This window comes from Alkaliphilus sp. B6464 (assembly GCF_018141165.1).
Taxonomy (GTDB): Bacteria; Bacillota; Clostridia; order Peptostreptococcales; family Natronincolaceae; genus Alkaliphilus_B.
Genome location: NZ_CP058557.1, coordinates 2,823,383 through 2,848,410, shown reverse-complemented (window position 1 = coordinate 2,848,410; position 25,028 = coordinate 2,823,383). Strand labels below are relative to the sequence as shown.

Annotated in this window: 28 protein-coding genes and 1 tRNA gene; 26 read left to right on the top strand and 3 right to left on the bottom strand. The window is 31.9% G+C overall.

Annotation, left to right across the window (positions count from 1 at the left end; translation table 11 throughout):
- Positions 1-44: 44 nt before the first annotated feature.
- From murA to HYG84_RS14285, 26 genes are all read left to right on the top strand, one after another.
- A complete protein-coding gene (gene murA, locus HYG84_RS14410) occupies positions 45-1,295 on the top strand; it encodes a UDP-N-acetylglucosamine 1-carboxyvinyltransferase (protein WP_212378401.1) in 1,251 nt (416 codons plus the stop codon).
- Positions 1,296-1,403: 108 nt separating this feature from the next.
- Positions 1,404-2,189, top strand: a complete 786-nt coding sequence (locus HYG84_RS14405; protein ID WP_212378399.1) for a cell division protein FtsQ/DivIB — start codon at positions 1,404-1,406, stop codon at positions 2,187-2,189.
- 3 nt (positions 2,190-2,192) lie between these two features.
- Entirely contained in the window at positions 2,193-2,921 is a 729-nt protein-coding gene (locus HYG84_RS14400) for a DUF881 domain-containing protein (RefSeq protein WP_212378397.1), read from the top strand.
- A gap of 18 nt (positions 2,922-2,939) precedes the next feature.
- Positions 2,940-3,665 carry a DUF881 domain-containing protein gene (locus tag HYG84_RS14395; protein ID WP_212378395.1) on the top strand — a complete coding sequence of 242 codons (726 nt, stop codon included), beginning with the start codon at positions 2,940-2,942 and terminating at the stop codon, positions 3,663-3,665.
- Between the two features lies 1 nt (position 3,666).
- Complete coding sequence (locus tag HYG84_RS14390; RefSeq protein ID WP_212378393.1) at positions 3,667-4,020, top strand: small basic family protein; 354 nt, start codon at positions 3,667-3,669, stop codon at positions 4,018-4,020.
- Between the two features lie 372 nt (positions 4,021-4,392).
- Positions 4,393-5,490 (top strand): cell division protein FtsZ, encoded by a 1,098-nt coding sequence (ftsZ, locus tag HYG84_RS14385; protein WP_212378391.1) that lies wholly within the window; start codon positions 4,393-4,395, stop codon positions 5,488-5,490.
- Positions 5,491-5,736: 246 nt separating this feature from the next.
- On the top strand, positions 5,737-6,627 hold the full coding sequence (gene spoIIGA / locus HYG84_RS14380) for a sigma-E processing peptidase SpoIIGA (RefSeq protein ID WP_212378389.1): 891 nt from the start codon (positions 5,737-5,739) through the stop codon (positions 6,625-6,627).
- Between the two features lie 77 nt (positions 6,628-6,704).
- The gene (gene sigE / locus HYG84_RS14375; RefSeq protein WP_212382313.1) at positions 6,705-7,418 is read left to right on the top strand and encodes an RNA polymerase sporulation sigma factor SigE; all 714 of its coding nucleotides are present in this window, start codon (positions 6,705-6,707) and stop codon (positions 7,416-7,418) included.
- Positions 7,419-7,634: 216 nt separating this feature from the next.
- Positions 7,635-8,408 carry an RNA polymerase sporulation sigma factor SigG gene (gene sigG, locus HYG84_RS14370; protein WP_212378387.1) on the top strand — a complete coding sequence of 258 codons (774 nt, stop codon included), beginning with the start codon at positions 7,635-7,637 and terminating at the stop codon, positions 8,406-8,408.
- Positions 8,409-8,510: 102 nt separating this feature from the next.
- Complete coding sequence (locus tag HYG84_RS14365; protein ID WP_212378385.1) at positions 8,511-8,834, top strand: YlmC/YmxH family sporulation protein; 324 nt, start codon at positions 8,511-8,513, stop codon at positions 8,832-8,834.
- 114 nt (positions 8,835-8,948) lie between these two features.
- The gene (gene nrdR, locus HYG84_RS14360; RefSeq protein WP_212378383.1) at positions 8,949-9,410 is read left to right on the top strand and encodes a transcriptional regulator NrdR; all 462 of its coding nucleotides are present in this window, start codon (positions 8,949-8,951) and stop codon (positions 9,408-9,410) included.
- 61 nt (positions 9,411-9,471) lie between these two features.
- Entirely contained in the window at positions 9,472-10,284 is an 813-nt protein-coding gene (gene pgeF / locus HYG84_RS14355; RefSeq protein WP_212378381.1) for a peptidoglycan editing factor PgeF, read from the top strand.
- A gap of 13 nt (positions 10,285-10,297) precedes the next feature.
- A complete protein-coding gene (locus HYG84_RS14350) occupies positions 10,298-10,996 on the top strand; it encodes a response regulator (RefSeq protein ID WP_212378379.1) in 699 nt (232 codons plus the stop codon).
- Positions 10,997-11,004: 8 nt separating this feature from the next.
- Positions 11,005-12,771: a two-component system histidine kinase PnpS gene (pnpS, locus tag HYG84_RS14345; RefSeq protein WP_212378377.1), complete on the top strand. Its 1,767-nt coding sequence runs from the start codon at positions 11,005-11,007 to the stop codon at positions 12,769-12,771.
- Positions 12,772-12,987: 216 nt separating this feature from the next.
- A complete protein-coding gene (locus HYG84_RS14340) occupies positions 12,988-13,713 on the top strand; it encodes a DUF1614 domain-containing protein (protein ID WP_212378375.1) in 726 nt (241 codons plus the stop codon).
- Positions 13,700-14,869: a stage II sporulation protein P gene (spoIIP, locus tag HYG84_RS14335; protein ID WP_212378373.1), complete on the top strand. Its 1,170-nt coding sequence runs from the start codon at positions 13,700-13,702 to the stop codon at positions 14,867-14,869. Before HYG84_RS14340 ends, spoIIP begins: the two co-directional genes overlap by 14 nt.
- 15 nt (positions 14,870-14,884) lie before the next feature.
- Positions 14,885-15,823, top strand: coding sequence for a YIEGIA family protein (locus HYG84_RS14330; protein ID WP_212378371.1), 939 nt, complete (start codon positions 14,885-14,887; stop codon positions 15,821-15,823).
- 3 nt (positions 15,824-15,826) lie between these two features.
- Positions 15,827-16,024 (top strand): capping complex subunit for YIEGIA, encoded by a 198-nt coding sequence (locus HYG84_RS14325; protein WP_212378369.1) that lies wholly within the window; start codon positions 15,827-15,829, stop codon positions 16,022-16,024.
- A 13-nt stretch (positions 16,025-16,037) separates the two neighbouring features.
- Positions 16,038-16,310, top strand: coding sequence for a DUF3189 family protein (locus HYG84_RS14320; RefSeq protein WP_212378367.1), 273 nt, complete (start codon positions 16,038-16,040; stop codon positions 16,308-16,310).
- A gap of 19 nt (positions 16,311-16,329) precedes the next feature.
- On the top strand, positions 16,330-16,788 hold the full coding sequence (locus HYG84_RS14315; protein ID WP_212378365.1) for a DUF3189 family protein: 459 nt from the start codon (positions 16,330-16,332) through the stop codon (positions 16,786-16,788).
- Between the two features lie 108 nt (positions 16,789-16,896).
- Positions 16,897-18,228 (top strand): DUF512 domain-containing protein, encoded by a 1,332-nt coding sequence (locus tag HYG84_RS14310; protein ID WP_212378363.1) that lies wholly within the window; start codon positions 16,897-16,899, stop codon positions 18,226-18,228.
- Between the two features lie 20 nt (positions 18,229-18,248).
- Positions 18,249-19,571, top strand: coding sequence for a ribosome biogenesis GTPase Der (gene der / locus HYG84_RS14305; protein WP_212378361.1), 1,323 nt, complete (start codon positions 18,249-18,251; stop codon positions 19,569-19,571).
- Between the two features lie 3 nt (positions 19,572-19,574).
- Positions 19,575-20,168: a glycerol-3-phosphate 1-O-acyltransferase PlsY gene (plsY, locus tag HYG84_RS14300; protein WP_212378359.1), complete on the top strand. Its 594-nt coding sequence runs from the start codon at positions 19,575-19,577 to the stop codon at positions 20,166-20,168.
- A 13-nt stretch (positions 20,169-20,181) separates the two neighbouring features.
- Entirely contained in the window at positions 20,182-21,213 is a 1,032-nt protein-coding gene (locus HYG84_RS14295) for an NAD(P)H-dependent glycerol-3-phosphate dehydrogenase (protein ID WP_212378357.1), read from the top strand.
- 288 nt (positions 21,214-21,501) lie between these two features.
- The gene (spoIVA, locus tag HYG84_RS14290; protein WP_212378355.1) at positions 21,502-22,980 is read left to right on the top strand and encodes a stage IV sporulation protein A; all 1,479 of its coding nucleotides are present in this window, start codon (positions 21,502-21,504) and stop codon (positions 22,978-22,980) included.
- Positions 22,981-23,189: 209 nt separating this feature from the next.
- Positions 23,190-23,266, top strand: a tRNA-Pro gene (locus HYG84_RS14285).
- 41 nt (positions 23,267-23,307) lie between these two features.
- On the opposite strand, the gene HYG84_RS14280 is transcribed toward HYG84_RS14285, so the two are convergent.
- From HYG84_RS14280 to HYG84_RS20420, 3 genes are all read right to left on the bottom strand, one after another.
- Positions 23,308-23,763, bottom strand: a complete 456-nt coding sequence (locus HYG84_RS14280) for a tyrosine-type recombinase/integrase (RefSeq protein ID WP_212378353.1) — start codon at positions 23,761-23,763, stop codon at positions 23,308-23,310.
- 371 nt (positions 23,764-24,134) lie between these two features.
- Positions 24,135-24,479 carry a hypothetical protein gene (locus HYG84_RS20425; protein ID WP_249168640.1) on the bottom strand — a complete coding sequence of 115 codons (345 nt, stop codon included), beginning with the start codon at positions 24,477-24,479 and terminating at the stop codon, positions 24,135-24,137.
- On the bottom strand, positions 24,473-25,009 hold the full coding sequence (locus tag HYG84_RS20420; RefSeq protein ID WP_249168639.1) for a hypothetical protein: 537 nt from the start codon (positions 25,007-25,009) through the stop codon (positions 24,473-24,475). The genes HYG84_RS20425 and HYG84_RS20420 overlap by 7 nt, the downstream gene beginning before the upstream one ends.
- Positions 25,010-25,028: the final 19 nt, after the last annotated feature.

Sequence of the window (25,028 nt, the reverse complement as noted above, 5' to 3'; positions counted from 1 at the left end):
GCAATTTTTAATAAATATTTATTAGTTCTGGAGGTGACTGGATAGTGAGTAAACTCATTATTGATGGAGGCAATAGGATTGGTGGAGAGGTTAGAGTAGGTGGGGCTAAAAATTCTGTATTACCGATTTTAGCTGCTACTGTATTAAATGGTGGTATTAATGTTGTTCACGATATACCTAAGCTTTTAGATGTAGATATTATGGAAAAAATATTAAAATCTTTGGGTTGTTCAGTCAAAAGAGAAAATGGAACAATTGTTGTAAATTCTAAAGAATTGACAAACTACGAAATACCAGAAGAACTAGTTAGGGAAATGAGATCATCTATAATTTTTTTAGGAGCTATGTTATCAAGATGTGGTAAGGTGAAAATAAGTTACCCAGGTGGTTGTGAAATTGGGCCAAGACCTATAGATTTACATTTGAAGTCTTTACGAGAAATGGGAGCCAAAATAGAGGAAAGACATGGTTTTTTAACTTGTGAAGCTACTAAATTAAGGGGTTCTGATATTCAGCTAGATTTTCCAAGTGTTGGTGCTACAGAAAATATTATGTTGGCAGCAATATTTGCTAAAGGAACAACTGTTATTAGAAATGCTGCTAGAGAACCTGAAATTGTTGATTTAGAAAACTTCTTAAATGCTATGGGTGCTAAGGTTTCAGGTGCTGGAACGGCCACTATCCGTATCGAAGGCGTAGAGAAGCTATATGATGTAGATCATACTATAATACCGGATAGAATTGTGGCTGGTACCTATTTAATAGCTACGGCTATTACAAAAGGTGAAATAGTGTTAAAAAATGTTATACATGAACATTTGCAATCAACATTGTATAAACTTAGGGAGAGTGGATGCATAGTTCAGATTTATAATCGTAGTCTAAAACTTATAGCTCCTAAAGAAATTAAAGCTGTAGAATCAATTAGAACCCTACCTTATCCTGGTTATCCTACGGATATGCAAGCACAAATGATGACTTTAATGACTCTAAGTGATGGAATAACAATAGTTACTGAGAATATATTTGAAAATCGTTATAAGCATGCTAATGAATTAGTGAGAATGGGAGCTAATATTAAAGTGGATGGACGAATAGCTATAGTTAAAGGTGAGAGCAAATTAAGTGGTGCAACAGTAGTCGCACAGGATTTAAGAGGTGGAGCTGCTTTAATAATAGCAGGTCTAGCAGCGGAAGGTACAACAATTGTAGAGAACATAAAGCATGTAGAACGAGGCTATGAAAATATCCATGAAGTGTTAGGTACATTGGGTGCTAGAATAACAAAAAAGTAAACCTGTCTATTAAAAGTTAAATGAATATAGGTTTATATTAGGAGCGGCCAAATAGCTGCACTTAATATAGTCTTTTAGTGGACAAGCTGTGAAGGTAGGGGTGAAAAGATGGCGGCTGAAGAGAAAAGCTACATTGAAAAGAGAAAGAAAGCCCGTAAAATAAAGACAAGAATTTCTAGTATATTATTTGCTTTAGTATTTATATTTTGGGGAATATATTATTTATTACAGTCAGATTTGATGAACTTAAATAACATAGTGTTAGAGGGTAATGAACAGGTAGAATCAGAAGAAATTATTAATCTTTCTAATTTAGTTATTAATAGAAATATATTCAAGTATAACTTGAAAGAAATAGAAAAAGACATAATATCTCATCCATACATTAAAGAATCGAAGGTACAGAGAAAACTTCCTAGAACTATTACAATTGAAGTGAAGGAACGACAAGAATATGCTATAATACCATATATGGGGTCATATATATATATAGATGAAGAAAATATAGTACTAAAGGCATCGGATAGTTATATTGCTAATGATCATATATTAATTACAGGTGTAGAATTTAAAAGTTTTAAGGTAGGCGAAAAGATTGAGACTACTAATGATAAAGGATTAAAGGTCGTTATGGATTTGCTAAAAGCTGCAAAAATGACTTCAATATTTGAGATGATATCTGAAATTAATATTACAGAGGAAAATAATATTCGTTTAATTACCTTGGATGGCGTAGATGTATTGTTAGGTGAAGGGAAAAATCCTGCCTATCTTATGGTAGCCTTAGATGAAATACTAGTGAATCTATATACAAAAAATATTAGAAATGTTGTAATTGATATGAGATATGAAGGTCATATTTCTGTAAAAGATAGGAACACATGGGAGGACTAGCTTATGAAAGAACTAAACGGTAAGGTTGCTTTAGGTGTCCTTTGCGCTATTTTAGGTTTAACTATATCTATGCAATTTAAAGCAGTAAAAGGAAATGCCGGAGGATTCTTATCTAGTCAAAAGGCACAGCAGTTGGCATTAGAGTTAAAGGAGCTAAGAGTTGAAAAAAGTAGTCTGACAGAAGAGTTAACACAATTGGAAAAAAGATTAAAGGAATATGAAATGTCAGAGGCTGATGAAAGTTTTATTATTAAAAATTTAAAAAAGGATTTGGAAAAATACCAAGTAGTAGCTGGATATAAAACTATTGAGGGCCCCGGAATTGTTGTTACAATTGATGATCCTATACAAAATCATCCTGGCCATGGAGAAAACAGTTTTATTATGTATAACTATGATATTCTTCTAGGTGTTATTAACAAACTAAATGGAGCAGGAGCAGAGGCTATTTCAATTAATGATCAAAGATATACTTCAACAACTGAAATTTATTACACTTCAAATTCTGTACTAGTTAATTCTGTACCTACCTTACCACCCTTTACTATAAAAGCAGTTGGTGATGCAGAATCATTATACGCAGCCCTTAATATGAGGTTTGGAATTATTGAAGAAATGAGAGAACTATACAATTTGCAGGTTAATATAAAAAAGGAAAACAAGGTTGTAATACCTCGTTATAATAAAACAACTAACTTTAAATATGCAAAACCTATAGATGCTACTTCTTAGAAAAGTAGAGGTGTAATTATGAAAATACAGTTAAATAAAATAATAATAATAATTCTTTTATGCACTATTCTTGGTTTTTTTATAGCTATTCAGGTGAAGAACGTACAAGGTGATTATAGTTTTGTAAGCTTAAAGACGATAACAGACCTTCAAAATATGGTAAAAAGAGAGCAGGAAGAAGTCTCAAATATGAAAGAACTAATAGCTTCTAATAAAAGTAAACTTATTGAATATGAAAATGCTATTCGAGAAGGCGGAAGTATTAAAGATGTTTTGAAAAAAGAAAATGAACAACTCAAAACGATAAGTGGATTTGTGGACTTAGAAGGTCCTGGAGTTATTATTAAGCTTAGTGATAGCGAGAGAGAATTGTACGAGTGGGAAAATCCAAATGATGTTATTGTACATGATGCAGATGTACTCAATATTATAAATGATTTAAAAATAGCAGGAGCAGAAGCACTTTCTATTAATGGGCAAAGAATAATGAGTATATCAGAAATTCAATGTGCAGGATATACTATTACTATAAATAATCATACCTATGGACAACCATTTATTATAAAAGCTATAGGCAATCAGGATACTTTAAGTGCAGCAGTTAAATCACCGGATTCTAATGCTTTTATGTTAAAAGAAGTATATGGACTAGGACTAGAGGTAGAAACTGATGAGCATGTAAGAATTGCCAAATATAATAATAGTATTGTTTGGAAATACCTAACGCCGAAGGAAGGTGAATAAAATGATTTTTGCTATATTAGGATTGATGTTAGGAGTCTTTTTAGGATTAAAGTTAGATATAACTTATCCGGCCAAATATGCTCTTTATATTTCTGTAGCTATTTTGGCTTCTCTAGATTCTGTTTTTGGTGCAATACGTTCCATGCTAGAAAATAAATTTAATACTGAAATATTTGTTTCAGGTTTTTTTGGTAATGCTATTCTAGCTGGATTTTTAGCATATATTGGTGACCGTTTAGGTGTACCTTTATACTATGCAGCAATCTTTGCATTTGGAGGAAGACTTTTCCAAAACTTTGCCATTATCCGTAGACATTTATTAGATAAAATTCGTTTTAAATCAACTGCGAAATAAGTTGGGCTAATAGTCACAGAAATTTTAATGAAAAACTAGGACTTTTGTTGGTGTTTTTTATTCCAAATTATATACAATAAAATTTTATATATTATTGTATATAAAAAAAAGGAAATCTGTGATTTTTGTTGAATTAATCTATAGTTTATAAAATAATACAAATGTTATTTCTTATAACACATAGTAAATTATGTACTTTTTAAAACTGTGGATAAGTCATAATTTCCATAATGTGTTTCAACAAAATCAACATTGAGAATCTTTGAAAAAGATTTTGTTCTTAAATAGATTTAATATTTATTGAAGACAACCATGGATTATGCCATGACATAAAAACGAATGAAGCTATTTACATAACAAGGGGGTAATATTGTGTTGGAATTTGATATGAATATTGAGCCATTCGCTAATATTAAAGTAATTGGTGTTGGCGGTGGAGGTAATAATGCTGTAAATCGTATGATTGAGTCAGATCTAAAGGGAGTGGAGTTTATTTCTGTAAATACAGATAAACAGGCTTTATTCACTTCTAAAGCTGAACATAAATTGCAAGTTGGTGAAAAACTTACGAGGGGTTTAGGTGCTGGTGCGAATCCTGAAATTGGGAAGAAAGCAGCAGAGGAAAGTAGGGAAGATATAGCCCAATTACTACAAGGAGCAGATATGGTATTTATCACTTCTGGTATGGGTGGAGGTACAGGTACAGGCGCTGCACCTGTTGTTGCGGAAATTGCTAAGGAACTAGGTATACTTACTGTTGGGGTAGTAACAAAACCCTTTACTTTTGAAGGTAGAAGAAGAATGATCCATGCAGAGCAAGGTATACAGGAATTAAAAACTCGTGTTGATACTTTAGTTACTATTCCTAATGATAGACTACTTCAAGTAATTGAAAAGAAAACAACTATGCTAGAGGCTTTTAGAATAGCAGATAATATATTAAAGCAAGGCGTTCAAGGTATTTCAGATTTAATTGCTGTACCAGGACTTGTTAATCTTGACTTTGCTGACGTAAAGACAATTATGTTGGAACAAGGTCTAGCTCATATGGGTATAGGTAATGCAAGTGGTGAAAACCGTGCTGCTGAGGCTGCAAAGCAAGCAATTCAAAGTCCATTACTAGAAACATCAATTGCAGGTGCAAAGGGAGTTTTATTAAATATTACAGGCGGATCTAACTTAGGATTATTCGAAGTGAATGAGGCTGCCGAATTAGTGGCACAAGCTGCAGATCAGGATGCAAATATTATTTTCGGTGCAGTAATTGATGAAAATTTAAAAGATGAAATTAGAATTACAGTAATCGCTACTGGTTTTGAAAAAGATATGATAAAAATGATAGATACTCAAGAACAACATATCATTAGGAAACCTGAAATAAAAGAAGTTGCTGCCACAACTGAAGAAGATGTGAAAAATGATAGAAATGAAGATCTAGATATACCTATTTTTCTTAGGAGAAAACGATAATATCTGAATAAACTAAATAAAAAATATAAAAGACCAAATCTATGGTCTTTTTATTTTTCTCACAATCTAATAATATAAGATGCCTTTTCTGATTAACATTTTTCCACCTAAAATATAATACAAAGTGGTTTTTCGACTACAGATAATGACAAAAAAATAATATACAATCCTATATAATATACATAAATCCAAAAAAAATGAATAATTTTATAGAGAATATATTATGTCCCTATAAGGGGGAGAGTTATGATTGTATATGCTGAATATGTATTTTTAGAAAACTTTATTATGAATTATATAATATTATCTTTAACAGGTAAGTTTGCTAAATACCCTACTAAACGTACAAAATTAATTTTAGCATCTTCCTTAGGAGCTTTATATGCATTTATTATTTTTTTTCCATCTCTATATTTTTTATTTTCAATATTAATGAAGATTGCTTGTTCCATGTTAATAATTATTTTATCCTTCACACCATATCGTTTCAAAGACTTTTTTAGGTTAATGGGTATATTTTATTTAATAACACTAGTATTTGGAGGAGCAGGCTTTGCACTTTTTTATTTCACAAGCTTCAATGGAATTGTAAGTAATGGAATCTTTTACATGACAAATATATCAATAAAAAACATATTTATTTCTTGTGGCATAGGATATATTTTAATTCAATTTTGTTGGGGTTATATTCAGAAACAGCTGTCAAAAGAAAAAATATTAATGAATGTTAGAATTAAAATTAATGATGAGATAGTAGATCTAAAAGGCATAGTGGATACGGGTAACTCGTTAACAGATCCAATTAGTAAGTATCCTGTAATAATTGTAGAATATAATGCAATAAAAAGCCTTTTGCCTGTTGAACTTAAAGATGTTTTTCTAAATAATCATGCGTTTAACTTTGAACAAGTAGTTGAACAATTGGTTGATAGCAATTGGATAACAAGATTTAGAATAATACCTTATCAAGCACTAGGTACCGAAAACGGAATGTTAGTTGGATTTAAGCCAGATAATGTACTAATCCATGATGATAAACATAATAGGGATATTAAGGAAATAATCGTTGCTATTTATCATAAGAAACTGTCTAAAACTGGAGATTATATGGCGTTATTACATCCAGACATTATATAGCGAATAGGAAGGGTTATAAACCCTTCTATACAAAATTGAAATTGGAGGTATATAAATTGAATAAAATTATTAACAAAATGAAGCTAATGTATCGATATTATTTAATTAAAATTTTAAAGAAAGTTAGGCTTTATAATGAAGATAGTTTATATTATATAGGAGGTAGTGAGGCTTTACCTCCACCTTTAAGCAATGATGAAGAAAGTTTTTTAATAGCTAAGCTTAAGGATGATGAAAGTACTGTTAGAACCATTTTAATTGAAAGAAACTTACGCTTAGTGGTATATATTGCTAGAAAGTTTGAAAACACAGGAATAGGAATAGAAGATTTAATTTCTATAGGTACAATTGGACTTATAAAGGCAGTAAATACATTTAACCCAGAAAAAAATATTAAACTTGCTACCTATGCGTCACGATGTATTGAAAATGAGATTTTAATGTATCTAAGAAGAAATAGTAAAGTAAGAATGGAAGTTTCATTTGATGAGCCACTAAACATTGATTGGGATGGAAATGAGCTATTACTTTCTGATATATTAGGAACAGAGAATGATATTATACATAAATTTTTAGAGGAAGAAGTGGATAGGGAGCTGCTAAAGATAGCATTAGAAAAGTTATCTAAAAGAGAAAGAAAAATAATGGAATTAAGATTCGGATTAAATACTGGACAAGAAAAGACTCAAAAAGAGGTTGCAGATATCTTAGGAATTTCACAGTCCTATATTTCAAGATTAGAAAAAAGGATTATAACTAGATTACAAAAAGAAATAAATCGTTTGGTGTAAAAAGCAGCTTTGCTGCTTTTTTTGTATAAGAAAATAGCAAATTTCTGATTGGTGATAGATTTTAAGCTGTAGCAATATTTTCAGATGCACCTACACTGCTATAGTAACCACTACATAGCAGTGTAGGAATTTTTATTTTAGCAGTATAATTTCGGGTAAATGGTCAATAATCTAAAATACTAAAGGGGTAATTCATAGTGAAAGGACTGAAAAACAATGCATATTAATAAGGTTGAAATTTGCGGCGTAAACACATCAGAATTACCAGTATTAAAGAATAGCCAGATGCGGGTATTGTTTGATCGAATTCATAAGGGTGATAATAGTGCTAGAGAAGAGTTTATTCAAGGAAACTTGAGACTAGTATTGAGTGTAATCCAAAGATTTAACAATAGGGGAGAGCACGTCGATGATTTATTTCAAGTTGGTTGTATAGGTCTTATAAAGGCTATTGATAATTTTGATCTAAGTCATAATGTACGTTTTTCTACATATGCAGTTCCTATGATTATTGGAGAAATACGTAGATACTTAAGAGATAACAACTCGATCAGAGTCAGTAGATCATTAAGAGATACAGCATATAAGGCTCTCCAAGTAAGGGATCAACTAATCAATAAAAATTCTAAAGAACCAACTATTGCACAAATTGCTGAAGAATTAAATATACCGAGAGAAGATGTAGTATTTGCTTTAGATGCTATCCAAGATCCTGTTTCTCTTTTTGAACCAATCTATCAAGATAGTGGTGATGCTATATATGTTATGGATCAAGTGAGTGATGAAAAAAGCGAAGATGAATGTTGGATTGATGGAATAGCACTTCGTGAAGCTATGAGAAAACTAAATGCTAGAGAAAAACATATTTTATCCTTAAGATTTTTTGAAGGTAGAACTCAAATGGAAGTTGCAGATGAGATAGGTATATCTCAAGCTCAAGTATCTAGATTAGAAAAAACAGCTTTAAGACATATGAGAAAACATATTTAATCCCTCCTAGTGAGGGGTTTTATTTTTGTAATAATTTTTATATAACATATATAAATATAGATATAGGACAAAATGCAATCTATAAAGTGGAGGAGATAAAGTATGATAAAAGCATCAGATTTAACAGAAAAAGAAGTAGTTAATATAACTGATGGTAAAAGAATAGGGATGATTGCCGATATGGAAGTTGATTTACAAAAGGGTAAAATTAATGCCATTATAATTCCAGATAGTGGAAGGTTAAGAGGATTATTTAGTAAAGAATTAGAATTTGAGATTAGATGGAATCAAATAAAAAAAATTGGTGAGGACGTAATATTAGTCGAAATAAAAGATGGATCGGAGCCTTTAAAAGCTTCATCTGGTGATGAGGAAGTTATATATATACCCAAAGTAGTAACAACATCTTCTTCTGAAACTTTTTAAAAGAATTAGACATCTAAATTTTACTATATTATAATATAGATAAGTTTAAAATGATTTGTCGTTTAGGGTAAAGGGCTTATATTAAACCTATGATAAATGGAAGGAGGAACGATTATGAATTGTCCATTTTGCTCACATCATGAATCAAAGGTAGTAGATTCCAGACCAACTGATGAAGGACAAGCGATTAGAAGAAGAAGAGAATGTATTCTATGCTCTAAAAGATTTACTACATATGAAAAAGTTGATGAAATCCCATTGATAGTAGTTAAAAAAAATGGGAATAGGGAGCCTTATAATAGGAATAAAATATTAAATGGAGTAATTAGGTCCTGTGAAAAACGGCCTGTATCGCTAAGAGATATCGAACAATTAGTAGATGGAATAGAAAAGCAAATATATAATACAATGGAGCGGGAAATTACAACAGAGCTAATAGGAAACTTAGTAATTGATAAAATTAAGTATCTTGATGAGGTTGCTTATGTGAGATTTGCATCGGTCTATAGAGAGTTTAAAGATATAAATACTTTTATGGATGAAGTTAAAAAAATTTTAAGTGAAAAACCACAATAATGGGTATTTTATAAGAGCAGGTCTTTTCTTGCTCTTATTTATTGCTTAGGGAGGAGTAGAGATGGAATATAATATTGTAAATAAAAATGAAGTTCAATTTATAACCTTTGAGAGGTTCAACAATATGCCATTTATTAAACATGGATTTAGCACTAGAATAGGTGGGGTTAGCGAAGGTGCATATAATTCTTTAAATTTAGGTCTAAAAACTGAGGATAGTGAAAATAATGTAAGAAAAAATATTGAGAAATTTACATTGGCAGTAGGGGTGGATAATGAAAACTTAGTTATATCAGATCAAGTGCACAGCGATGTAATTAAGGTTGTTAATAATGAAGATAAGGGAAAAGGTTACATCAAAGAAAGGGATTATAGTGGGATAGATGGTTTAGTTACAAATGTTAAGGGCATCCCTTTAATGACTATATTTGCTGACTGTGTACCTATATTTTTTGTAGATCCTACAAAGAAAGTCATTGCCGTAAGCCATGCTGGATGGAAAGGAACTCGATTAAAGATAGGAAAGAAGACAGTAGAAGTTATGATGCATGAGTATGAATCAAATCCAAAAGACATAATAGCAGTAATAGGACCATCTATAGGGGAGTGCTGCTACGAGGTAGACCAAAGGCTAATCAATGAATTTAATAATAGTTTTATAGATACATCCAAATTTGTATTTCCAAAGCAAGAATATAAGTATCAGCTTAACCTTTGGAATGCTAACCGTATTACTTTGGAAGAAGCAGGTTTATTAAGTGAAAATATTATAATATCGGGTTTATGCACAGGCTGTAATTTAGATCTATTTTATTCCTATAGAAAGGAAAAAGGTAATACAGGTAGAATGGGTGCAATAATTCAATTAATATAATGTGAGGTGCGTAATGAATCGAAAATATAAGAAAACAATATTAGTAATTGATGATGAAGAGCATATTTTAGAGCTAATTAAGTTTAATCTAGAAAGAGAAGGATATAATGTTTTGCTATGTGATAACGGAGAAGAAAGTATTTCTATGGTACAGAATAATGCTGTTGATCTAGTAGTCTTGGACTTGATGCTTCCAGGAATGAGTGGAATTGAAGTGTGTAAAAGACTTCACAGAATAGATGAATTTGAAAACCTACCAATTATTATGTTAACTGCTAAAAGTGAAGAAGCTGACAGAGTGCTAGGATTAGAGTTAGGTGCAGATGACTATATAACTAAGCCATTTAGTGTCAGAGAGCTAATAGCTAGAATAAAGGCGGTGCTTAGAAGAAGTGAAGGTAGACAGGAAAGTATGGAAAAAATCATATGTGTAAAAAATTTGATTATCGATACGGAAAAGCATATAGTCACTATTAATGGAGATCCAATAGAATTAACCTATAAAGAGTTTGAACTTCTTAAAATATTATCAGAGAACAGGGGAAAGGTATTATCTAGAAACTTTTTACTTGATGAAATTTGGGGATATGAATATTTTGGAGAGACAAGAACAGTAGATGTACATATTAGACATTTACGAAAAAAAATTGGGGATGATAAGTCAAACGAATATATTGAAACAATAAGAGGAGTAGGATATAAGATGAAGTAGGTGACATTATGCAGAAAAAAATATTTGCTATTTTTACTCTAATACTGCTTGTTAGTACATTGTTAACTGGATTTCTTTCATTAAGCCTTATAACTAATAATTATACTAACGAACTTGAACAGAGATTGATTTCAAATGCACAATTAATAGAGGGTGTAATTAATGAAAATAAAGAGCTGGCGAATACTGTAGAGTTACAGAGACTATCGGAGGATTTAGGTAATAAAATTGGTACAAGAATAACAATTATGGATAAAAACGGGGAAGTACTAGCAGATACATTGCCTAATAGTTTGCCTGCTAAAAATCATGGAAATAGACCAGAGGTAAGAAAAGCTATGGATGGTGAGATCGGCATGGAAATCCGTTACAGTAGCACTGTAAAAGAAGATATGTTATATATTGCATTGCCATCACACTTAGAAGCTGAAAATATAGCGGTAATAAGATTATCTATGGATCTTGTAGAAAGAGATAAGATAAACCAGCGACTATTTTATTATACTGGAGCGTCAATTCTATTTAGTTTAGTAGCTGCCTTATTATTGGGATATAGATTTATTGGTAAACTAATGGAGCCAATTAAACAAATAATAGAAGCTTCGAAAAAAATTGCCAATGGAAAATTCGATAGAAGAGTTAAAGTCCAGTCAAATGATGAAATTGGGGAGTTAGCTAATCATTTTAATCATATGGCAGATCATCTAGAAAATACGATAGTACAATTATCTGATAGTAATACGAAGTTTAAAGCTTTGCTAACAAGTATGATAAATCCAATTATAGCAATAGATAATAATCAACATATTATATTATTCAATCAATCAGCGGAAGATCTTTTTAAAGTAAATACTAATGATGTTTTAGGCAGAGATATATTAGAGGTCATAAATAAGTACTCATTAGATAGACAGCTAATAGAAGTATTTACTAATAATAAAAGTCGTATTGAAATAAATATAAATTATCCTGAAAAAAAAGTACTAAAAATACATACTAATCCAATTCAACTTGATCATGATCCAATTAGAACATTAGGAACAGTAGCACTAATTGAAGATATTACAGAAATTAGAAGATTAGAAAAGATGAGATCTGATTTTGTCACCAATGTTTCTCACGAGCTAAAAACTCCACTTACATCAATTAGTGGATTTGTTGAAACATTAAAGACAGGAGCCGTTGAAGATGAAGAAGTAACAATGCGTTTTTTAGATATAATAGAAATTGAAACTGATAGATTAAAACGTTTAATAAACGATATTTTAACATTATCAGAAATAGAAAATATTGAAACTAACTTAATTATCCATGAAATTTTCCCTGGAGATACTTTAAAGGAGGTAGCTGATTTTATTACACCAATTGCAAATTCTAAAGAAATCGAATTGCATACCGAAGTTGATCTTAATTTACCTACTATATATGGTAATGCAGATTGGTTTAAACAGTTAATAATCAATTTATTAGATAATGCAATTAAGTATACTCCACCAGGTGGTAAAGTTCAATTAATAGCCTATAAAAAATATAATAATATTATAATTATAGTCAAAGATACTGGTATAGGTATTCCTAAAAAGCATATTAGCAGACTCTTTGAGAGATTTTATAGGGTTGATAAAGCAAGAAGCAGAAAGGTTGGAGGAACAGGTCTAGGATTAGCCATTGTAAAACATATAGTATTATCATTAAATGGAAGAATCAAGGTAAATAGCGAAGAAGGAAAGGGTACAGAGTTTACTGTGATAATTCCTGTAAATAAAGAAATTTAATACTAACCTGTCATTTAAGAAGATGTTCACTTTTTTGAGCATCTTTTTTTATATAAGATTTTAAATTAGACTATACCTTTTAGTATAGTTTAATTATTGTAAGGGAAACATAAATTCAACTAAAATAATAAACTATATGATTAATTATTGAAGCATAAGTAGCTAGTTTTTGTAAAATTCAATTAGTTAATTACTTTTTTACAAGGAGGAATCAAGATGTCTGGAGGAATGATTTTACTAGTAGTTGTAGCAGTACTCACTTTAATGGGATTAGGGCATAGAGTACTTGATAGGCTAAGACTGAGTGATAAAGCAGCGCTTGCTATACTTATAGCAATAGTTGTATCAACGATTTTTATTCCCGATATTGATATAACGAATAGAGTGTCTATTAATATTGGCGGATTTGTGATACCTATGGGATTAGCTATTTATCTATTTATTAAAGCAGAAACAGGAAAAGAAAAGGCAAGATCAATTATTGGTGCATTAGCAGCAGGGGTCGCTATTTATTTAGTACAGAGATACCTACTTCCTGCTGAGCCAGAGAAACTACCCATAGATCCTAACTATGTTTATCCTATTGTAGGCGCTATAATAGCTTATGCATTGGGAAGATCTAGGAGAGGTGCATTTATTGCTGGGGTAGTTGGAGTTGTAATTAGTGATTTGATTCAGCTTATTTTGAATAATATTAATAACATACCTGCACCGACACGCTTCGGTGGAGCTGGTGGTGTAGATACAACAGTTATTACAGGTATATTGGCCGTACTTATTGCAGAAATAGTAGGAGAAACTAGAGAAAAGCTACAAGGAGGAACAGAAAAAAAACGCTTACATTTTGATAAAGGACATTTCGTCAGCTCACTAGGTGAAAATGAAAAGAGAATTGAAATAAAAACAGATGAGACCAGAGGTGATAAGGATGAAGAAAAGTAGATTTTTTTGTATATTATTAGTATTAATTACATTGATGGCACAAATAGCAGTAGCTGATGATTGGTATAGTAAAGAATCAGGATATTACAGAGTATATGATTCTAATACTAATGAACTATTATTCAAAACTGCTAGAGAAGTTACAAAGAATGACCAATATTTAAGTGGTGATAACAAAATGTATAAGATAACTAAGGTAAATAAGAAAACTAATATTGCTTATGCAAAGTTTGTAGAAGATGTTTCATTACCAGAAATAGATGAAGAAGCTTTTGCTAATATAAAGCTGGCACTAGATCAAAAAATAGATATAAGTGCAATATTGACACAGGCAGAACAAGGCGATAAAAGTAAAAGAAAAGTAGGAATATATGCAAGCCACACTGCTGAATCCTATGAACCCTCTGATGGAACTGAAAGTATAGTCGGTGCTGGTGGTGTACTTAAAGTAGCAGAAAAGTTAAAAGAAGGGTTTGAAGGCAATGGAGTAAGTGCAATATTTGATAATACACCTCATGACCCCCACGACGCAGGAGCCTATAAAAGATCACGTAGAACTGCGCTGCAATTAATAAGACAGCACCAACCTACTGCATTAGTTGACGTGCACAGGGACGCAGTACCTGCAGAAGAATACTTAACAGAAATTAATGGAGACCCTACTTCAAAGGTAAGGTTAGTTGTTGGAAGAAGGAATCAAAATTTTAAGGCCAATGAGGAAATGGCAATGAAGGTAAAGGCAGTAGCAGATAAGATGCATCCAGGTTTAATTAAGGATATTTTCTATGCAAAAGGCGACTATAATCAAGATTTGACACCTAGGGCCATGCTTTTAGAAATGGGTACCTATAAACATACAAGAGAAAGAGCTGAAAAGTCTGCTGGATATATATCAGAAGTAATTACAACCGCACTATTTGGTGGTACATTTAAGGAAGAAAAGACAAATGTGGTAAAGGAAGTAAAACCGTCTCAATCCACTGGACAAAGCAATAAAGGATCAGGAGCGGGAATATTAGGTGTTTTAGCTGTAATTGTAATTGGAGGAGTAGGGTTTATGTTTTTAAGTAGTGGAGGTACAGAATGGAAGTCTAAGATATCTAATTTCGGCCAAGAATTTACAAACTTTTTAGGAAGAAGCAAAAATAAAAAGTAGATAGGTGATTTAGTATTGAATAAATATTATATTTTAATTGTACCAGCTTTAATAATGGGAACAATCGCAAGGGTTCATATGATGAAGTCTGACTATAGGCAGTATCCAACATATCCAAAGGGATATTTAACTCACTTTACCCTTGGATTTATCGCTGCAGGTCTAGGTGCAGTAGCTATACCTGCCCTAATTGAAAAGGAGTTTGCAGCCATGACATTTTTAGCATTGGCCGCCCAACACTTTAGAGATGTAAGAAGTATGGAAAGAGAAAGTCTTGATAATATTGAAATAACAGAGATGGTACCAAGAGGAACCGCTTATATTGAAGATATTGCCAAGGCCTTTGAAGCAAGAAATTACATGGCCACAATTACTGCTTTAGTTACTTCCGCTATAATATATATTACTACACTTTTAAAAATTACCAAGTATATAGGTATATTTTTAGGAGTTATAGGTGGATTGATAACACATATATATATAAAAAATTTATTACATGGTGAAGAAGTTGGTGATGTAGCTGATGTAAAAGAAGCACATATTTCTTTTGACGGCCCAATGCTAAAAATAAATGATATAGTAATTAAGAATGTTGGTCTACAACAAACAAGAGATATATTTTTAAAAAATGGATTAGCTGTGGAAATTATCCCCAAAAATGAAAATGCAATAGCATATTTATCTAACATTGGTCAGAGACAAGCTATACAACATAATGCAGCTAATCAGCTAGGAATACGAAAGGATGTTGATGAACCAGAGCTTACACCAATAGCAAGAAGAAACGCCGAGAATGGGAATATAGTAATGGCTATAACTTTAATGAAACCCGATATAGATGCTTTAATTGAAGTTGTAAAAAAGACTCCATTATTGGAGTCTTCAAAAAGAAAACCTTCAGATGCAACTGTTGCACACCATATAAAATCAAGAGATAATATGAAAAGGGGGTAGTTTATGGAAATCGGATTAAAAGAATTTATAATTGCAGTTGTAACATTGAATAAGGATATGGTAAGCCCGGGATCTATGACTCCAGTTTTTTATGCTCAACATGAAGAACAATTAATACATTTATCATCTACAATTGCAAAGATCGTTGATGGGGCAGTACACGACCTGGGTATGGGAACATACATTATTGTAAAACATTAGGGTGTTTATGGTTATGAAAATTATATATATATATAAGACAAATCCATATGCAGCTATTACAGCTGCATATGTGCATTTAAAATTAAATATCCCTGAAAATCCTAGAAATATTCAAAATAACTATAGTAAAGAAGGATATTTTTATTACTTAGGTTTGGATGAAGGGTTAAATGAAGTATATTTACTTTATATCAGTAAAAATAGTTATATTTTAAAAAATCTTTTAAATGGCTTTGCAAATATATATGATGAAGAAGTGGTAATTATAGATTTAGATAACAAATAAAATAAAGAAAGATGATAAAATGATGAAAATAATATATACTTGTTATGGTGGTGCTCATTCTTCGATTGTAGCATCTGCAATACACATGGGATATTTACCAGTAGATCGTATACCTACTAAGGAAGAAATATTAAATATTCCCTATTATGATCAGTCGCCAAAAGAATTTAGGGGTACACCTATTTATATTGGTACAGATGAAAAATTAAGAGAAATATATGCCTTAGGGATGGGACCTTACCGCAGAGAATATACAGAAATAGCCTATAACTTTGCATTTCAGCTTAGCAACGATGTGAAAAAAAATATTCAAATAATAAATGTTATTCCGTTATTAAGTTTTTCTGTGAAGATAGGAGGGTTTTTGTCTAGAAGAGTAGGGTTAATTAAACTAGGAAGACCATTAACTGTAGCAGGAATACAGAAAAGGTATAATCTTTTTATAGAATTAGTAGAGGATGTTAAAAAAAGATGTTAATCTCTTGACTGATATTGAAATAAAATGATAATATAATTTGATGCAAGTAATTTACTGTGGTACAATATTGGTACCTAGTATTAAAACTAAGTAAAAGTAGGTGTAGTATTGAGAGAAATAGGTTTAAAAAATATTATTAGTAAAGTGTATTCTGGAAGTATAGCAGAAGAGGTTGGTATACAAGTAGGAGACGAGCTACTTAAAATAAATAGCCATGAAATAGAGGATATTATTGAGTATAAATATTATTTAGCAGATGAGTATTTAGAAGTGGAAATTTTAAAAACCGATGGAGAGCATTGGATTGTAGAGATTGATAAAGAGTACGATGAGGATCTAGGTATAGAGTTTGAAAACCCTATTATAGATCAGGCTAAAAGTTGTAGAAACAAATGTGTATTTTGTTTTATAGATCAATTGCCTCCTAATATGCGCCAAAGTCTTTATTTTAAGGATGATGATTCTAGGTTATCATTTTTACAAGGAAATTATATTACCTTAACTAATATGAGTGAGGAAGATATAAATAAAATTATTAAGTATCGTATTAGTCCTATTAATATATCCGTACATACAACTAATGGTGAGCTTAGAAAGAAGATGCTTAACAATCGATTTGCTGGCAATATATTAAATATATTAACAAGACTCGCAGAAAACAATATTGAGATGAATTGTCAAATTGTGCTTTGTCCCGATTTAAATGATAGAGAAGAACTGGATAATACAATTAAAGATTTAGGTAACCTTAGCTATAGTATAGGTAGTGTAGCTGTTGTGCCTGTAGGTTTAACTGCCTATAGAGAAGGATTATATAAGATGGATCCGTTTAATAAAGAAACGGCGTCCTACACTATAGGTCAAGTGCAGAAATGGCAGAAGAAATTTAAAAGTTCTATTGGTCGTAATTTTGTTCATGTTTCAGATGAGTTTTATGTTCTGGCTGATATAGACTTCCCTAACTACGAAAGCTATGAAGGTTTTCCACAATTAGAAAATGGGGTAGGAATGTCAACCAAATTTAAATATGAGTTTTATCAATATTTAAGAAGATTGCCAATTGCACTTAAAACGCCTAAGCATATTACAGTAGCTACAGGTACTGCTGCATACAAATTAATTAAAACAATGTGCGATGATTTGACAGAAAAAATAGGGAATTTAAAAGTAGAAGTAATTTGCGTAGAAAATAAATTTTTTGGTGGACATGTTTCTGTAAGTGGCTTAATTACTGGACAAGATATATATAATACTTTAAAAGATAAATATTTAGGCGATAAATTACTTATTCCAGAGTCTATGATGAAAGCAGAGGAAGAAATATTTTTAGATGATTATACTGTTACACTATTAGAAGAAAAGCTCGGAGTACCTATTCAAGTATGTGAAGTTGAAGGTAAAAAGTTTATACAAAGAGTATTAAATTTAAGAATGAAATAATAGAATTAGAGGTGGAGTAAATGTCTAGACCAATTGTTGCCGTTGTTGGGCGACCAAATGTAGGTAAATCAACTTTATTTAATAAAGTTGCAGGAGAGAGAATCTCAATAGTAGAGGACAAGCCAGGTGTAACTAGAGATAGAATCTATACAGAAGTTGAATGGCTGAATTATAATTTTACTCTAATTGATACTGGAGGAATAGAGCCAAAGTCAGAAGAGATAATACCAGCTCAAATGAGAAGGCAGGCAGAACTAGCTATGGAAACTGCCGATGTAATAGTTTTTGTTACGGATGGTAGAGAAGGATTGACTTCTGTAGATCGTGATGTTGCAGAGATGCTTAGAAAAACTAAAAAGCCAGTGATAATTACACTAAATAAAGTAGATACAAAGCACCAATCCGAGCACTTCTATGAATTTTATGAGTTAGGTATGGGAGATCCAGTTGAAATATCTGCTTCCCTTGGACTTGGTATTGGTGACCTTTTAGATGAAGTTGTAAAACACTTTAATACTAATGGTGATGACGAGTATGATGAGGACGTTATTAAGGTTGCTATGATTGGTAAACCAAATGTAGGTAAATCCTCTCTTATTAATCGCATACTAGGAGAGGACAGAGTAATAGTTAGTGATATTGCAGGAACTACAAGAGATGCTATAGATACTCCATTTACTAGCGGAGAGGATCGATATGTACTTATAGATACGGCAGGTATAAGAAGAAAGAGCCGTATTAAGGAAAATGTTGAAAAATACAGTATTGTTCGTGCTATTGCAGCTGTTCAAAAATCTGATGTTTGTTTGCTTGTTATAGATGCATCTGAAGGAGTCACAGAACAGGATAAGAAGATCGCAGGATATAGTCATGAAAATGGTAAGGGTATGATTATCATTGTTAACAAGTGGGATATTATAGAAAAAGATAACCATACTATGAATGAATTTATAAAAGAAATTCGTAATGAGCTTACTTATATAAGTTATGCTCCAATTTTATTTGTTTCCGCATTAACTGGGCAAAGAATGAATAAGGTATTGGAAGAAGTAAAACATGTTTCTAACCAAAATGCTATGAGAATACCAACAGGATCTTTAAATGAGGTAATTGGAGAGGCTATATTATTAAACCAAGCGCCATCGGATAAGGGGAAAAGACTAAAAGTATTTTATGCTACTCAGGCTTCTGTAAAGCCACCTACATTTATTTTATTTGTAAATGATAAGGAACTGATGCATTTTTCATATTTAAGGTATTTAGAAAATAAGATTCGTGAAAACTTTGGCTTTGAGGGAACACCTATCCGATTTATTTTGCGTCAAAAAACAGGGAGGGATTAATTGATGTGGGGCAATCTATTACTTATTTTAATTGCCTATTTTATCGGAAACTTTTCAACATCTTATTTTATAGGAAAACTATTTGCTAAAATTGATATTAGAGATCATGGTAGCGGCAATGCAGGATCCACCAATGTACTTAGAACACTAGGCATAAAGGCCGCTGCTTGTACATTTTTAGGAGATTTATTTAAGGGAGTTTTAGCTGTTTATTTAGGTAATAAATTTGGTGGAGAAACTTTAGCATTGGCTTGTGGTATATCCGTAGTTATAGGCCATAATTGGCCCGTGCTTTTAAGATTTAAAGGCGGAAAAGGGATTGCAACAACTATTGGGGTTGTTCTAATTATTAAACCCTTTGTAGCACTTATTTGTGTTTCTATAGGAGTTGTTATATTATATAAATACAAATACGTTTCTTTAGCTTCTATTGTTGCGATTAGCCTTTTACCTTTTACTATAGTTATATATGGAATAAATTATTTATTATTTGGACTAATTCTAGCTTTATTAGCCATATATAGACACCGTGAAAATATAAAAAGGCTTTTAGCGGGTAATGAAAGAAAAATAGGAGAAAAATCAAGGGTGAAATAAAGGAGAGTTTAAAATGAGCTATTCAAAGATTGCCGTTTTAGGCGCTGGTAGTTGGGGAACTGCCCTAGGTATGGTACTTTGCAGTAAAGGACACGAAGTTAATCTATGGATGAGAAATGAAGAGCAATATAAAGATATGATAAAGACAGGTAAAAACAACAAGTACTTACCTAATGTTGTTTTACCTTCGAATTTGAACCTATATATAGATTTGGAAAAAGCTGTTTTAGATGCAGATGCTATATTAATATCTGTATCATCTCAGTCTGTTAGAGAAATTTTAAAAAATATCAAACCTTACTTAAAGGGTAATGAAGTAATTATAAATGCCTCAAAAGGATTAGAAAAAGATACTCACTTAAGGATTTCACAGGTTGCTTGTGATGAGCTACCTAATAATCCATTTGTTGTATTATCAGGGCCTTCTCACGCAGAAGAAGTTTCTAAAAATATACCTACAACTGTTGTAGTTGCTTCAAAAGATAAATCAACAGCAGAGTTTGTACAGGATTTATTTATTACACCAAGCTTTAGAGTATACACTAATCCAGACGTGATTGGAGTAGAACTTGGAGGTTCACTAAAAAATGTAATTGCATTTGGAGCAGGAATAGCAGATGGGTTAGGGTTTGGAGATAACGCAAGGGCTGCCTTAATTACTAGGGGTATTAGTGAAATTACACGATTAGGCAAAGCTATGGGAGCAAATATATCTACCTTTGCAGGACTTTCAGGTATTGGCGATCTTATCGTTACCTGTACAAGTATGCACAGTAGAAATAGGCGAGCGGGTATTTTAATTGGTGAAGGTAAAGGACTAGAGGAAACCCTTAAGAAAATAGGAATGGTTGTAGAAGGAATAACAACTACAAAAGTAGCCTATGAACTAGCACAGCAATATAATATTGAAATGCCGATTACATCAGAAATTTATAGTATTCTTTATAGTAATAATAATGCTAAAGACGCTGTATCTAATTTAATGTGCCGAAACCGTACTCATGAAATTGAAGAAGTGGTAGATAGTATAAATGCAGATTGGTAAAATAAAATTTGTTCGTTTGTACTCACAAACTTTATGTCGCACTCAATTCTAAGCTTTGCTTAGAATTTCAAGTGCTCAAAAATAATACATATAATTAATAGGAAGGGTTATCGACCCTTCCTATTAATTTTTTGAAAAATATTTAGCATAAAGCTACAAAGATTTAAATATAAAATACTAAATAGAATAAAGAACTGGTCTAGTCATATTATTAGTATCCAAGCATATATTTATAATGTTAAGGATATGAATGGGCTATTCCTATTTAGATAAGAAGGAGGGAAAGGTATGGAAAGGTACGATATTTACAGAGATATTGCTAGACGTACGCAGGGGGACATCTATATAGGCGTAGTAGGGCCTGTTAGAACTGGAAAATCTACTTTGATAAAACGAATTATGGACTTGTTAGTATTACCAAATATAGAAAATGCCTATAAGAAAGAAAGAGCAAAGGATGAGCTACCACAAAGTGGAACAGGTAAAACTATTACTACTACAGAACCAAAATTTGTACCAAACGAGGCAGTGGAGCTTGTTTTAAAGGAAAATGCTACATTTAAGCTCAGAATGATTGACTGTGTAGGATACTTAGTAAATGGTGCTTTAGGTCATCAAGAGGATGGGAAACCTAGAATGGTAAACACTCCTTGGTTTGAAAAGCAAATTCCTTTTGAAGAAGCTGCCGAAATTGGCACAAGAAAGGTAATCAAAGAGCATTCAACAATCGGATTAGTTGTAACTACAGACGGATCTATTACTGATATTGATAGACAAAGTTATGTTGAGGCTGAAGAAAGAGTTATCAGAGAACTCAAGGAAATTAATAAGCCATTCGTAATGATTCTAAATAGCCGAGAACCTGATAGCCCAGCTACATATGAGTTAAAGATTCAATTGGAAGAAAAGCATAATGTGCCTGTTGTTATAAAGGACTGTGCTAAGCTTAATATGAATGATATCCATGAGATATTAGAAAATGTATTGTTCGAGTTTCCAGTTACAGAAATTAATATTAATCTACCTGGCTGGTTAGAAAGTATCGAACCTAGCCATTGGTTAAAGAGTTCAATATTAGAAGCTATAAAATCTGCAGCAGCAGAAGTAAAAAGACTAAGAGATATCGAAGTATTAGTAAATAGTTTAAATGAAGTAGAAAATGTTAAAAAAGCTAATTTAGATACAATAAAAATGGGGGAAGGATCTGCATTAATAGACCTTATTACCCCAGATAATTTATTTTATAGAGTGATACAAGAGAAAACTGGATATGAAATAGAAGGAGATTACCAGCTAATTGCTATGATTACGGAGCTTGCAAAAGCCAAAAAGGAATATGATCGAATAGAAAGCGCATTAAACGATGTAATGAATATTGGATACGGATTGGTTCCGCCTTCTTTAGATGAATTGACATTGGAGGAACCAGAGATGTTCCGTCATGGTAATCAGTTTGGTGTAAAACTTAGAGCAAATGCACCGTCACTTCACTTTATTAGAGCAGATATAGCTACAGAAGTTTCGCCTGTAGTAGGTACTGAAAAACAAAGTGAGGAGTTAATAAAATATTTATTAGAGGAATTTGAGCAAAATCCAGAAAAAATTTGGGAAACAAATATGTTCGGTAAGTCATTGCATGATTTAGTAAAAGAGCAGTTACAAAATAAATTATTTATGGTACCGGATGATACTAGAGTCAAACTCCAAAAAACTATTCAAAAAATTGTTAACGAAGGTAGTGGCGGGCTAATAGCTATAATACTATAAAACTATATATAATCTGTAGAGAAGGATGTTATATGAAATATATTGGATGGAAGGGTCTATAGCCCTTCCTAATGTATTATTAACTCAAATTTTATAAATGATTATAGAGTGCCATATATACTATTTTAAATATATTTTATCCTTGACAAGGTGATATATTCCTCTTACAATAGAGTTGCTAAAACAATACTAGTTTCATCTATACATATCTGGCTGTGGCGCAGTTTGGTAGCGCGCTAGAATGGGGTTCTAGAGGTCGCAGGTTCGATTCCTGTCAGCCAGACCAGTGTTAAATCTTTAAAAAGTTAGTGTTTTCAAGGTTTGTATTCATTTTACAACTTTCAAGTTTGGTCTTTGTGTGCCACTTTCTGTGCCACTACTAAGAATTTCATTAAATTCATCCGCCATTTGTTGCTCAACAGATTTAATATGATGCCCGTAAATATCTGTAGTGGTAGAGGTACTAGAATGTCCTAGTAAGTGTGCGATACTTACTACATTCATTTTTTTACTGATTAGAATAGTTGCATTAGTATGCCTTAAACCGTGAAATGTGATGTATTTCAGGTTATGCTTTCTAATGAAGTCTCTAAACCAGTCTGGAATAGTGCCTACAAAGACCATTTTTCCATTTCTTTGAGTAAAAACAAAATCCTCAGAAGTATCTTTATCCTTATATACCCATTCATCTCCCATCATTTCTCTTCTTAATTGTTCATCTTCTTTATGTTGTATAATCAAGTCTATTAGCATTTTTGGGAATGCGTTGATTGAAAAAGTCATTGTCCCGTTTCAATCACTTTCTAGCTATGCAAAACTCATTGTGCCAAAAATCACCTTAAAATAGTTTAATTTAATGTATAATTGACTTAAAGCAGTAGATACTATTGAAAAATTAGCATGGCAAACAAGCAACTGGACATAAGTGTGCAAGACTTATTGTCCACTTACCAAAAATAGTTTATGGATCGTTGTCTGCCTGCACTTATGTTACTATTTTTTCAGTAACTTCGATTTGAGTAGAACTTCATCATGAGGAATTTGATGAAGATCTAGTGCTTTTAACAAATCATTATCAAGTAGCAACTTAGCCAGTTCAAATGGAGTTTTTTCATTTAAGCTGGCTCTTGCTATGCTGTTAATATGATTTGTCATTAAGATAATATCTTCTTGACTAAGTTGATCGAATGATTTTCATTTAGGCCAAATATATCGTATAAATTCATGATTTTTTCTAGTCTAGCCTTTTGATATGCCTTATGTGGATAGCAATAAAACACTCGTGTTCTTACATCTCCATAATCATCTAGCTCTATTGACCAAGGGTCTTTAAATTCAGAACCATTGTCAGTTAAAATAACAGGAAATGATCTTTTAATTCCCTCAGTCCCTATAACCTCTCCGAGGCTATTAAAAACATTGGCTACACATTCTTGTGATGCTGAATTTAATAAGAATACAAGCATCAAATTACAGTTTCTAAATAAAAGTGTCAACAATACTTTTCCACCTTTTGTCCTTCTACAACATCCACCTCTACTGCATTTAATTCAGGATTCATTTCTGTAAATGCAAGGAATTCTTCATAAGTACGGCCAACTCTATATTCTTGGCTAATTTTTACTGTTTTTTGCTTTTTACTCCTTAGCTTGTATCGTACTTTTCTCGGTAGATCAATGTTTCTAACTTTGAGTACTCCCTGATCCACATAACTATATAAAGTACGCTTTGAGCACTTGATTTCATCAGCATGCGTAGCATAAATATGAGCAATAGATTGTCCTTTAAGAAGTAAAGGTGATATAAGCTGATCAAGCTCATTGAGTTCTTCGGGTGATAAATCTATTCCCTTTCTTGATGAAGACATGCCATCATGGTAAGTATCATCTGCATAACTTGCACGATAGTACATTTTGTCATAACCACAAGTTCTAGGATAAGTACACCCATTACAAACATAAGGTGGCTTTAATAGCTTAGGACAAGTCCCCGGGACATAGTTATTACAATACTGTGAACAAGTACGCATTTTGCGTTTAGAACATGGG